This window comes from Sporolactobacillus inulinus (assembly GCF_006539285.1).
GTDB lineage: Bacteria > Bacillota > Bacilli > Bacillales > Sporolactobacillaceae > Sporolactobacillus > Sporolactobacillus inulinus.
The window spans coordinates 1-12,750 of record NZ_BJMS01000031.1 but is presented as its reverse complement, the minus strand read 5'-3'; the positions used below and the strand labels follow the sequence as shown (position 1 = coordinate 12,750).

The window sequence follows — 12,750 nt, the reverse complement described above, 5'->3', positions numbered from 1 at the left end:
TAATTATAATAATTATTATCTACTCGTCTGATAATTCTATGCTAAAGAATGAAGACATCAAAGTCCAGAAAATTGCTCAGATCTTGTTATTGCCTTATTGCGGCGTCGTATCCCATTTCGTTCTTAGTGCACAGGATAATTCATGAATTTGTTTTCGCAGTCGATATACGGTTGTTCCGGCTTCTTCTGCAACTTTTTTCTGAGTAACTGCCTTGCCGCATTCTTTATTCCAGAGGTAAATCAATGCGGCTGCCCAGCCCTTTATGTCGCTTTCCGAAGCCGTGGTCATTGCGTCGATCACCGCCCAGAACCTGTAAAGTTCAGGATGCTTCATCGCTTCCTTTTGTCCGCCGGCAAGCTGCTCCACTTCGCGCATGATTTGCACGTTCGCATCACGAACTCCGGATTGGGTCTCGCTGATGATCCGTACGGCCATACGCTTTATTTCCGATGACTGTGCACGCCGAGCAGATTCAGACAGTACATCGTCCATCTGATGCGCTGCTGCGTAAAAGAGTGCAAACAACCGATAGGCTTCTTCCTCACCCTTCAATTCGTTGCGGATGAGATCCTTCACCATGAAGTTTTCCGAAGCATCCGCCTCAAACATCATATCCTGAATTTTGTTGTATTTAAACGGGTGAAACGGTTTATCACTAAAGTAGTCGGCACGGCGCCAGTGTTTGCGTGCGCTTTCCAGATTACCGCAGCGATAAGCCGCCAGTGCCGTCCAATAATAAAAAACTTGATCGCGATGAACGCCGCGTTTCTCCGCAACATTCAGCCATTGATATGCTTTCTGATCTTCTCCAATCAATAGATAGGTAGAACCCAGCTTGCCGCAATGCTCCGGATAAATGGGATACAACCGGCCTAGAACCGCCACAACCGCAGCCCGTTCCTTCTGCTGGCCAAGCTGATCAAAGAATGTAGCCAAGTTGCACAACGCATGAATATTTCCCGGGTCCTTCTGCAGCACGCGCTTGACCGCATCAAACGCATGTACCGAATCCCCCATAGAAAAGTATGCAATCGAAAGATTATTTTGTGCCGCCAGAAAGTCCGGTTCATCCTCAATCACCTGCTTAAAATGATGAACTGCTTCGTCAAAATGGCCATGTTCCAGAGCCAAGCGCCCGCGCTCATGTTCCGTCACGTAAGGTCTCTCGTCCCCCTCCAGTTCCTTAAGTTCTGAACTGAGCATCCGGTACAGGTCTTCTGCTTCGTGCCTGAATGTCCCGTTTGGTTCAACCGTTAAATAGATTTGAATTTCATCTAAAGCGTCTTGGAATTCACCAAGATAGGCGTAATTGTTGGCAAGTAAAAAATAACAATCGGTTACGTTTGAATCGAGTTCGTAAACGACTTTTTTCAGTAATCGATTCGATAATTCGTAGTTTTCCAATTCGGATAGAATCTCCGCTTGGCGGCATAAGTAATCAACCGCATTGGGATTGAATTGAATGGCCCGATCTAAGTAGTGACGTGCTCGTTCAAAATCTCCTTTTCTGAAACTGGTCATCCCTTTTTGATAAAAAAGGTCGCCGTCGCGGCGAAAATCGATAACCTGTGCTTTCTTTGTCCGGTTCCTCTCATCCATAAATACCTAGTTCCCCCGTGCCTTTATTAAAATACTGAACCATTATAGCATAACTGCTCGTCCGCTTTGCGTGCATTCTTGTTACGCACAGGACATGCACGCCTTTAGCGGGAGCTCTTATTTTCGCAGAACGCGGTTGATTCCTTGGTTTTGAGCTTGAGTGACGCTTCTGCTGCTCGCTTGCCGCCGTATGCTCATCCTATCAGAAAAACCTGAAGCTGCGGCTGCTTCAGGTTTTGTAATACGTTATTTTACTGCTGCTCCCGCCCGAACGACAATGGAAATCAAATCGTCCATTTGATGAAGCAGATAATCGGGCTTCAATTTTTCGAGCATCGTTGTCCCCTTCAGTGACCAACCGACCGCAGCGGTTTTAATCTGTGCATTTTTCCCTGCTAAAATATCACCGGGACTATCGCCAACCATAATCGTTGAATCGGTTTGTGCGGCCAGAGCATCCATTGCGCGTTCCACCGGTTCAGGATCAGGCTTTAGGTGCGTCACATCATCGCTTGTAACGACGGTCTCGAAGAATGGTGCCAGCTTGGTGTAGTTCAAGCCGCGTTCAACCATGTCGCGCTTCTTCGTGGACACAACGCCGAGACGGCAGCCCTCATCTTTTAAGGCGGTCAAGGTCTTGCGTACATGCGGAAACGCTTTGACAAGCTGATCATGAAATCGACTATTGTGGTCGCGGTAAACCTCAATCATTTGTTGGGTAAGCTGAGGACTGACGGAGTGAAAACTGGTCTCCAGCGATTCACCAATAAACGGGATCAAGTCCTGTCGTTTGTATTGCCCTGGAAAATATTTGTCCAACGTGTATTGAAAAGACGTTAAAATCAAATGATTCGTATCAATCAACGTGCCGTCTAAATCAAAAAGTACTGTTTTTATCAATGGTTCACTCTCCCGCTTCTAAAAGAATGATCTTTTTGTAGTAGGTTCGGTTACTCGCTTACCGTGATGAAAGAGCCGTTAAACACCGTACCGCGGCCGTTCCTTTTGTTTCGTCCGCCAATAAGTGATTAATCCGATCCCTGCAAGAATCAGTGCAAGCGACAGCCACTGTGAAACGCGCAGCGGCCCCAGCATCAAGCTGTCTGTACGCAATCCTTCAATATAACTGCGTCCGAGCGCGTACCAAATGACATAGCTGATGAAAAGTTCTCCGCGTTTCAATGCAGCCGTTCGGCGAAGGATCAGTAAAAGTGCAAAGCCAAGCAAATTCCAAACGGATTCATAAAGAAAGGTCGGTATGTAATAGGCGCCGTCAATATACATTTGGTTGACAATAAAGTCCGGCAAATGCAAGTGCTCAAGTGCGGCACGCGTGGTCTGTCCGCCATGCGCTTCCTGATTCATGAAGTTGCCCCAGCGCCCAATTGCCTGACCGAGAATCACGCTTGGTGCGCAGACATCGGCAACTTTCCAAAAAGGTAAACGGCGTACACGGCAAAAGATCACAGTGGTGACTACGGCACCGATCAAAGCGCCGTAGATCGCAATGCCGCCGTTCCAGATTTTAATAATTTCTCCGGGGTGATCCATGTAGTAGTCCCATTCAAAGGCAACATAGTAAAGCCGGGCACAAATAATCCCGATCGGTGCCGCGTACAGAATCAAATCGGTAAACACATCGGAAGGAAGTCCAACTCGCTTACCTTCGCGAATGGCCAGAATCAGCCCAAACAATGCGCCGGCCGCAATAATAATTCCATACCAATAAATATGCAGCGGCCCAAGTGTGATCGCCAACCGATTTAACGGTTCAATACTTTCGTTCATGATAAGTTACACCTCAAATTTTCGTTCATTCATGGTCATTTAGCGTGTCATTGAGTCGATCCGCAAACTGCTGGGCGGCGTGATAGCCCATATTCTTTAATCGGAAATTCATGGCTGCGACTTCGATAATCACCGCCAGATTTCGTCCGGGTCGAACAGGCAGCACAAGGCGTGGAACCTCTGTATCAATTAATTTCGTTTTTTCTTCATCGAGTCCAAGACGATCATAGACTTTGTTTTGATCCCAAAGTTCCAAGTGAATGACCATAGAGACGGTTTTATTGCTGCGCACTGCTCCGGCACCGAACAAAGTCATCACATTGATGATCCCGAGCCCGCGAATTTCCAGCAAATGCTGAATCAAGTTCGGAGCGCTGCCGATCAGCTCCGACTCGCCCTGCTGACGAATTTCAACAGAATCATCAGCAACCAGCCGGTGGCCGCGTTTGACCAGTTCTAGTGCCGTTTCACTCTTCCCAACACCGCTGTCCCCGGTGATCAAAACGCCGACGCCATACACATCGACCAGAACACCATGCACGGCGGTCATTGGCGCAAGACGCGATTCCAAATAGTCGGTAATCATACTGCTCAGGCGCGTGGTCTGCATCTTCGACTGAATAACCGGTACATTACGTTTATTGGACGAAATGATAAATTCCTCAGGGACCTCAATTCCCCGCGAAATCACAATACACGGGGTCTGCGCCGTACACAGCTGCGATGTTCTCTTGTAACGTTCATCCATACTCAGCTCATTAAAGAACGAGAGTTCCGTTCGACCAAGCAGCTGCAGCCTTCTTCTCGGATAATAGGTAAAATAACCGGCAATTTCCAGACCGGGACGAGAAATATCACTGACAATAATCGATCGGTTAACGCCTTCTTTGCCGCTGACCAACTTAAAATCAAAATGTTCAATGAGTTCGTGTACACGTACTTTATTCATCGTCGTCATTTTGCCGCCGGAACACGTCCGCTGTTCTTTCATCATCACGCCTCCAACAATCAGAGCGACCTGCGTTCAAAAAGCATAAACTCCGCCGGGCAAGGCGTACATACCGGAGCGCAAAGAATCCTCCGTTTCTCACTCGAATTGCGCCGGGGGGTCGTTCCGGCGCGCGCTCAGGGTTATTCATGAACCAGGCATCTCACCTGATCTGATTTCTTTTTTTCTTTATTTTACCATAGAATCAATCCATTACGAAAACAGAGGCATAAACAATAGCGTTCACGGAAAAAAATAATGCGGCGCCTTAATCGCGTCGCATGGGTTTGATCATAAAGTTCTGAATGATGAGCTGACAGAATGCCATAATGATTGCGACAATCAAGGCACTGCCAAAGCCATCAAGTTCAAATGCCGAGCCCATAATCATTGCGGTGAGTTCCAGCATCAGTGCGTTCACCACAAAAATAAAAAATCCTAAAGTCAAAATCGTCGCCGGCAAAGCAAGAAGAAGCAGTACCGGTCGGATAAATAGATTCAGAAACGATAAGATCAAGCTGGCCGCCAAGGCTGCGCCAACGCCGGAAATATGCACCATCGTATGCAAATATCCAGCAAGGGTCATCAGAATCACCATATTGATGATGACGTTAAGCAAGATCTTTGCGAGCCAGTTTTTAAACAATTGCGTCACACTCTCTCAGGTATAATTAGATAAGCAATAAAATAACCGATCAGGCATGGAAAAAAGGCCGTTACCAGCGTGAGTACAACAAAGCCGAGCCGAACCAAGGTTGGATCCACATTAAAGTACTCACCAATCCCGCCAAGAACGCCGCTCAGTATTTTACTATCCGAAGATTTATAGAGCCTTTTTTGCATCAGTATTCCTCCCGCCATTGATATCCTATTCAACTATACCCTTAGCTCATGCCTTTCGACAAGAAGAGATGTTGCTCAAGAAAAGTTCGCTTTGCATTTAAGCCTTTTCAGCCACTTGCTGCTGCGCGTGCAGCTGTTTGTCCATGCGTGCATGATCCCGTTCCAGTACCGGCTTTAAGTAACGACCCGTGTAGGATTCCTCAACTGCAGCAATCTGTTCCGGTGTTCCGGTCGCAACGATAGTTCCACCGCCGTTTCCGCCTTCGGGACCAAGATCGATCAAGTAATCGGCACATTTGATCACATCAAGATTATGCTCAATAATCAATACACTGTCGCCGCTGTCGACCAGCGCTTGTAGCACATCGAGCAAACGCGAGATATCATCCATATGAAGCCCCGTTGTCGGTTCATCAAGGATATACAACGCACGCCCCTTTGTTCGGCGATAAAGCTGCGACGCAAGCTTGACACGCTGCGCTTCACCACCGGACAACGTAGTCGCCGGCTGGCCGAGACGAATATAGCCGAGTCCGACGTCGAAGAGTGGCTTCAGTCTGCGCTTAATGCGCGGTACATTTTTGAAAAATTCCATACCTTCTTCAACGGTCATATCAAGGACATCGGCGATCGTTTTTCCTTTATAGGTTACATCGAGTGTTTCACGATTATACCGTTTTCCGTGGCAAACCTCGCAAGGCACGTAAACGTCAGGCAAAAAGTGCATTTCAATTTTAATAATGCCGTCGCCGCTGCATGCCTCACAGCGCCCGCCTTTAATGTTAAAGCTGAAACGACCTTTCTTATAGCCGCGCACCTTGGCTTCATTCGTTGCTGCAAAGACTTCGCGAATCATATCGAAGACACCGGTGTAGGTTGCCGGATTTGAGCGCGGGGTTCGTCCAATCGGTGCTTGATCGATTTGAATGACGCGATCCAGCTCTTCAACCCCTTTAATTTGCCGGTACTCACCAGGCAAATCACGCCGGCCGTGCAGCTTCTGAGCAAGTGCCTTAAACAGCACCTCGTTAACGAGTGTACTCTTTCCAGATCCGGAAACCCCGGTCACAACGGTCATCACGCCGAGCGGGAAGGTGACCGATACATTCTTCAAGTTGTTTTCCTTGGCACCAATAACCTTAATTGCTCGTTTGCTTGTTTTTCTCCGTTTGACCGGAATCGGGATGAATTTGCGTCCCGAAAGATAAGCACCGGTCAAAGAATGCTGATTTTGCATAATTTCCTCAGGTGTTCCCTGGGCCGTGATCTGTCCGCCATGTTCTCCCGCACCCGGTCCTACATCAATAATATAGTCGCAGGCACGCATTGTATCCTCGTCATGCTCGACAACAATCAAGGTATTGCCAAGATCGCGCATGCCAAGCAGCGAATGAATCAGTCGATCATTGTCACGCTGATGCAGACCGATCGACGGTTCATCCAAAATGTAGAGGACACCCATCAACTGGGAACCGATTTGCGTCGCCAGCCGAATCCGCTGCGCTTCGCCGCCGGATAGCGTACCCGCTGCTCGGCCGAGCGTCAAATAATCTAAGCCGACATCGATCAGGAATTTTGTTCTCTGCCTAATTTCACGCAAGATCAGCCGCGCAATCGTCTGTTCCTTCTCTGTTAGTTCGAGTTTATCGAAAAAAGTCAGCATCTCACGAATCGGCATCTCGGTTACTTCGCTGATACTCTTTTCACCGATCTTAACTGACAGAGCTTCCGGACGGAGCCGGTGACCGTGACAGGTTGGGCATGCCTTGTGCATCATGTATTCCGACATCTGTTCACGGATGTAGTCGGAACCGGTTTCCCGATAGCGGCGGCCGATGTTGTTGATCACTCCTTCGAAATACATATCCTTGTCCCGTACATCACCGAACTCATTCTCATAGTGAAAATGAATGCGATCCGTACCGGACCCATACAGGAGCAGATTCAGCTTGTCCTTTGGCAGCTTCTCAACCGGCTTGTTCATCTCAATGCCAAAATGAGCGCACGCCGATTTCAGCAGCTGCGGGTAATATTGCGAACTTGTCGGCTCCCAAGCAATAATCGCTCCTTCGGACAATGTTTTCGAGCGGTCGGGGATCACCAGATCAGGATCGACTTCCATACGTGAGCCTAATCCATCACAATCCGGGCAGGCACCGAACGGGCTGTTGAACGAGAAAAGGCGCGGTTCAAGCTCCCCAATGGAGAACCCACAATACGGGCAGGAGAACTGTTCGGAAAAAAGCAGTTCTTCGCCGCCGATAATGTCAACCACAACACGGCCGTCGGTCAGCTTCGTCGCCGCTTCGAGCGAATCGGCAAGTCGTCCCTGGACGTTCGCCTTGACAACAATTCGATCGATTACGACATCAATGGTGTGCTTTTTATTTTTCTCAAGCTGAATCTCTTCGGCAACCTCGCGCATTTCACCATCAACGCGAACACGGACATAACCTTTTTTCTTGATTTCTTCAAGTGTTTTCACATGAGCGCCTTTTCTTCCGGAAACGATCGGGGCCAGAATTTGCAGCTTCGTCCGTTCCGGGTACTCCATGATTCGATCGACCATCTGTTCAATCGTCTGTGAGGTGATCTCGACCCCGTGTTTTGGGCAATAGGGATGCCCAATGCGCGCATAGAGGAGCCGCATATAATCATAGATCTCCGTTACGGTGCCCACGGTGGAACGTGGGTTGTGCGATGTCGTTTTCTGATCAATGGAAATCGCCGGTGACAAGCCCTCAATCGCATCTACATCCGGTTTATTCGACTGACCGAGAAACTGGCGCGCATAGGCGGACAGCGATTCTACATAACGGCGCTGCCCTTCTGCATAGATCGTATCGAAGGCCAGCGATGATTTTCCGGACCCCGACAGACCGGTAATCACGACCATTTTATCCCGAGGTATGGTGACGTTGACATTTTTTAAATTGTGTTCGCGTGCGCCTTTAACAACAATATTCTCAAGTACCATGTGCGCGTTATCCCTCCGCTTTCAATTCATAGAGCGCGTCTCTGAGTTCGGCGGCGCGTTCAAAATCGAGTGCCTTCGCTGCTTGCTTCATCTCTTTTTCAATACTGATGATCGCTTTATTGCGTTCACTCTTCGTCATTTTCTTCTTTTTCTTTTTGCCTGTATCTTCTTTCTTTTCCACTTCATAGGTGGCCTTAATCAGTTCAGGAATCGCCTTTTGAATCGTTTTCGGTGTGATATGATGGGCTTCATTAAATTCAGTTTGGATTTTGCGGCGCCGTGCCGTCTCATCCATTGCCATACGCATCGAATCGGTGATGTGATCAGCATACATGATCACGCGTCCATTTGCATTACGGGCTGCACGGCCAATCGTCTGAATCAAGGATCGCTCCGAACGTAAGAAGCCCTCCTTATCGGCATCCAGGATTGCGACAAGCGATACTTCCGGAATGTCCAAGCCTTCACGAAGCAAGTTGATGCCGACAAGCACATCAAACTCGCCCCGTCTGAGATCGCGAATGATTTCAATGCGCTGCAACGTCTTAATTTCCGAATGCAGGTAGTTGACCTTAATGCCCATCCCTTTCAGATAATCGGTTAGGTTTTCGGCCATCTTTTTCGTCAGTGTTGTCACAAGCACACGTTCTTTTTTCTTAATTCGCAAATTGATTTCATCATAGAGATCGTCAATCTGGCCTTTGATCGGCCGAATCTCAATTTCCGGATCAAGCAACCCGGTTGGCCGGATAATCTGTTCGATCGGCTTGCCGGAATGTTCCAGCTCATAATCTGCCGGTGTCGCCGAAACATAAACGATCTGATGAATCCGTTCCTCGAACTCTTCGAATTTCAGCGGCCGGTTGTCTTTCGCCGAAGGCAGCCGGAATCCATGGTCGACAAGCACATTTTTACGTGCCTGGTCACCGTTGTACATGGCACGGATTTGCGGCAGGGTCGCATGCGATTCATCAACCATAATCAGGAAATCTTTTGGAAAATAGTCGATCAAGGTATAGGGCGATTCACCCGGTTTCCGGAAGGTCAGATGGCGCGAATAGTTCTCGATGCCTGAGCAGAAACCGACTTCCTCCATCATTTCCAAGTCATAACGCGTCCGCTGCTCCAGGCGCTGCGCTTCCAGAAGTTTGCCGTTGTCGTTGAGCACCTTCAAACGCTCATCAAGCTCTTTCTGAATATTGACAATCGCACGTTTCATTTTTTCCTGACCGGTAACGAAGTGCGATGCCGGATAGATGGCCACGTGATCGCGTTCGCCGACGATCTCGCCGGTCATCGGATCCATTTCCGTCAACCGGTCGATCTCATCGCCGAAAAATTCAACCCGGATGCAGTGATCGTCGCGTGAGGCCGGAAAAATCTCGACGACATCGCCGCGCACGCGAAAAGTCCCACGTGTAAAGTTAATATCGTTGCGTGTGTACTGAATATCGACCAGCTGGCGCAGCATTGCATCACGTTCTTTCTCCATGCCCGGACGCAGCGACAGAACGAGCGATCCGTACTCTTCCGGAGAACCTAAACCGTAGATGCAGGACACGCTGGCTACGATGATTACATCACGGCGCTCAAACAGTGCACTTGTCGCCGAGTGACGCAATTTATCGATTTCATCGTTAATGCTTGAATCTTTTTCGATATACGTGTCGGTTTGCGGGATATACGCTTCCGGCTGGTAATAATCGTAGTAACTGACAAAGTATTCGACCGCATTATTCGGGAAGAATTCCTTGAACTCGTTGTACAGCTGACCGGCCAGCGTTTTGTTATGAGCAATGACCAGTGTCGGCTTCTTCACGCGCGCGATCACATTCGACATCGTGAAGGTCTTACCGGTTCCTGTTGCCCCAAGCAAGGTCTGGTGCTTTTCACCGTGCTCGATGCCGTGAACCAAGGCATCAATCGCTTCCGGCTGGTCGCCTTGCGGTTTGAAACGGGACTCAAGCTGAAAATCCATACCACTGTCCTCCAATCTTCTCTGTTCTATCTATTTAAGCGAAAAAATGTATGATTCGTCTCCATTAGAAAAAATCTTTCCTAAATTATAGCATAACTGTATGAGAAAATAACAGCAAAATGCGAACGGACATTCCCAGTTTGTGGGTGAATCGTCCTCTCGACTTTTTCGCATCAGTAGAGACGATACCCGTGCAAAGAGTGTCGAATAGCGCATTACTCCGTCCTGGGAATGCGCAAACTTCGATGAAAAATGAGCATCTGCACGCTTCTCGTATAAAATCAAGGGATCAGTTGATTCATTTGAAACTAGAAAACTTCCATGGCGCGGTGCCATGGAAGTTTTAGAAAGTCGGATTAAGGCTTGATGTCTTCGCCTATATAACGCTCGATCTCTTGAACCACATTTTTCGCAGCTTTGCGGCTCAAAACGAGCTTGCCGTTTGCAAGAACCAAATTATCCGGTGAAACTTCATTCGTAATCTGGCATGCCATATTCGGCACATATTTTTTAAAGATGATTCGCTCATCTTCTGTGAATATTTCCAAAGGGTCGCCCTCTTTAATATTCATCGTTCTCCTTAACTCAATCGGGATGACAACACGTCCCAATTCATCAACCTTCCGTACAATCCCTGTTGATTTCATTCCAGGATTCCTCCTCTCAGACATTGTTTCATACAGAGCCTATGCCCAATTATAGCACCATCTTATGTTGCACGACGCATCAGAGACACCGGTATTTTTTCATAAACACACAGATTTGCAAAATAAGTGAAACGCTCACATTTTTTCAGCGTGCTTCAAGTTCAGTAACTATTTTACATTGATCGATCAAAAAATGGAAACAACTCGGTCAGAAATAAGCTCATGCCCCAAGAACTGTGGCAAAACCTTCCCGAAAGCATGAATTCGGACGTTACGCTAAAAAGCTTTCTTCTATTTCTGAACGTATTGCTTCTGTTATACTTTTCGAGATTCGGACCGACTATTTGTCTTTTGCCTGCATATTCCATTCATCTCTCTCTAGAAAGAGCAAACCGATCTTAAAGTTATCATTCTCGTGAATTGCTCCTTTAACAAACCGCTGCTCTCCGAACCGATCAAACACCTCAAGCTTACAGTACGCGCCATGCTTCTGCAATGCTTCATAGAATTCCGAAACGCTGCTCACTTCCAAATCATTGACGCGTAAAATTTCTTCACCGGGTACAATGCCCATCCGTTTCCCAAGGGAATGCGGAACGGCACCAATCACGCGCAGTCCTCGGTTCGGCATTAAGAAATAGAACGGCCGGGTCTGGCGCAAATGGTGGTGATACCAAACCAAAGTAAGCCGGCTAATCAGAACGACAGCTCCGCCAAGAACAATAAAAATCGATTGATGCAAGAATAATGCTGCTCCGACAAAAGCGGCCATAACGCCTGCTGTCGCCAGCATCCAGAGTGCCGATTGACGTACCGCGGGGCGGGGCATGCTGTAGGTGATTAATTGAGCGATCCCCACCCCAAGCGGAAACAGTGCTAAACTGAATGATGAACCGTTTGACACAAACGGCCATGCACCAACAGATGGAATCGCCCCGGAAACCGGTACAAGCAGAAACAGCGGCGCAATCCACAATTGGCAAGCTTCGTGAGCACCTACCAATCCGCCACGGTAATTGCCGATCAATCTAGGAGAGGACTGCTGCGTGCCCCAGAAAAAGACGAGTGTACTCTCCATCAGCAAGGCGACGGTCAGAAACAGACCGAATGACACATAATCGATCGAATGAATCTCTTCGATCCAACGATTGAGGAATGTATATGGTGTATGGAAAGCCGGCATCACGGCAGCTGCAATCACGGTCACGCCGCCTGCGATGGCCGGCGACAACAACCGCTGCTGACAGGTGAGCAAAACCGCCGCCGTTGCAAGCGACAGCAGCACAATCACACCGGGTGCAAGACTGGCACCGGTCACGGCAAGCACAATCGACCCGCAAAGGCCAACCAGAATACTTGGAATGATGCTTGCAAAAATTGTGTTGAACATCCCATACGCCTTCACACGAAACGACAACCGCTCCCTTCGCACCCGCTGCGCGTTGTAGGCAAACAACGCTAAAATCAGCAAATAAAGCAGCGGATTCATAAAAAATGATGCAACACTAGAAAAGATCAATCCGATGATGTCCGACATGTCCAATTCCCCCAGCTTTCGATCCAATCTTCTTGATGTTTCGACAAAAAGCTTGCAGATTCCTGCTCGCACTTTCTTTTAATTATACATGAGTTGACCCTCTGCCGCTGTTCCTAAGGAAAATTTTTACTCCGTTCTTTTGAATTTCCGCTCTCCGTTCCAAAACAAGGATGAACGAACCAATCATGTCCGGATCAAGCAGCTGTAGATTTGGGCCTTAGGATAAGCCGCGTGACTTGTCACGACTCATCACAAGGCGGTTGATCGATGCCTTTTTATTGCATCGACGCCGCGGCTGCTCGCATCAACAGGGCGCGATCCCGCTGGCGCAAGCATCTAAATGAGGGGTTCTTGGATATTTGAGATAGTTAAAAAATGATACCGGTCCCTCA

Annotated in this window: 10 protein-coding genes; all 10 read right to left on the bottom strand. The window is 48.1% G+C overall.

Annotated features, from left to right (window positions below):
* Positions 1 to 94 precede the first annotated feature (94 nt).
* A complete protein-coding gene (locus tag SIN01_RS06085; protein ID WP_010024805.1) occupies positions 95 to 1,600 on the bottom strand; it encodes a tetratricopeptide repeat protein in 1,506 nt (501 codons plus the stop codon).
* 246 nt (positions 1,601 to 1,846) lie between these two features.
* On the bottom strand, positions 1,847 to 2,500 hold the full coding sequence (gene ppaX / locus SIN01_RS06080; protein WP_010024803.1) for a pyrophosphatase PpaX: 654 nt from the start codon (positions 2,498 to 2,500) through the stop codon (positions 1,847 to 1,849).
* 78 nt (positions 2,501 to 2,578) lie between these two features.
* On the bottom strand, positions 2,579 to 3,388 hold the full coding sequence (gene lgt / locus SIN01_RS06075) for a prolipoprotein diacylglyceryl transferase (RefSeq protein ID WP_010024801.1): 810 nt from the start codon (positions 3,386 to 3,388) through the stop codon (positions 2,579 to 2,581).
* A gap of 25 nt (positions 3,389 to 3,413) precedes the next feature.
* Positions 3,414 to 4,337: an HPr(Ser) kinase/phosphatase gene (gene hprK, locus SIN01_RS06070; protein WP_010024799.1), complete on the bottom strand. Its 924-nt coding sequence runs from the start codon at positions 4,335 to 4,337 to the stop codon at positions 3,414 to 3,416.
* 307 nt (positions 4,338 to 4,644) lie between these two features.
* Positions 4,645 to 5,031 carry a phage holin family protein gene (locus SIN01_RS06065; RefSeq protein WP_010026438.1) on the bottom strand — a complete coding sequence of 129 codons (387 nt, stop codon included), beginning with the start codon at positions 5,029 to 5,031 and terminating at the stop codon, positions 4,645 to 4,647.
* Positions 5,028 to 5,219 (bottom strand): PspC domain-containing protein, encoded by a 192-nt coding sequence (locus SIN01_RS06060; RefSeq protein ID WP_010026437.1) that lies wholly within the window; start codon positions 5,217 to 5,219, stop codon positions 5,028 to 5,030. The genes SIN01_RS06065 and SIN01_RS06060 overlap by 4 nt, the downstream gene beginning before the upstream one ends.
* A gap of 97 nt (positions 5,220 to 5,316) precedes the next feature.
* Complete coding sequence (gene uvrA / locus SIN01_RS06055) at positions 5,317 to 8,196, bottom strand: excinuclease ABC subunit UvrA (protein ID WP_010026435.1); 2,880 nt, start codon at positions 8,194 to 8,196, stop codon at positions 5,317 to 5,319.
* Positions 8,197 to 8,203: 7 nt separating this feature from the next.
* On the bottom strand, positions 8,204 to 10,174 hold the full coding sequence (gene uvrB, locus SIN01_RS06050; RefSeq protein WP_010026434.1) for an excinuclease ABC subunit UvrB: 1,971 nt from the start codon (positions 10,172 to 10,174) through the stop codon (positions 8,204 to 8,206).
* 356 nt (positions 10,175 to 10,530) lie between these two features.
* On the bottom strand, positions 10,531 to 10,821 hold the full coding sequence (locus tag SIN01_RS06045; RefSeq protein ID WP_010026433.1) for an AbrB/MazE/SpoVT family DNA-binding domain-containing protein: 291 nt from the start codon (positions 10,819 to 10,821) through the stop codon (positions 10,531 to 10,533).
* A 340-nt stretch (positions 10,822 to 11,161) separates the two neighbouring features.
* On the bottom strand, positions 11,162 to 12,358 hold the full coding sequence (locus SIN01_RS06040) for a cell division protein (RefSeq protein WP_010026431.1): 1,197 nt from the start codon (positions 12,356 to 12,358) through the stop codon (positions 11,162 to 11,164).
* Positions 12,359 to 12,750: the final 392 nt, after the last annotated feature.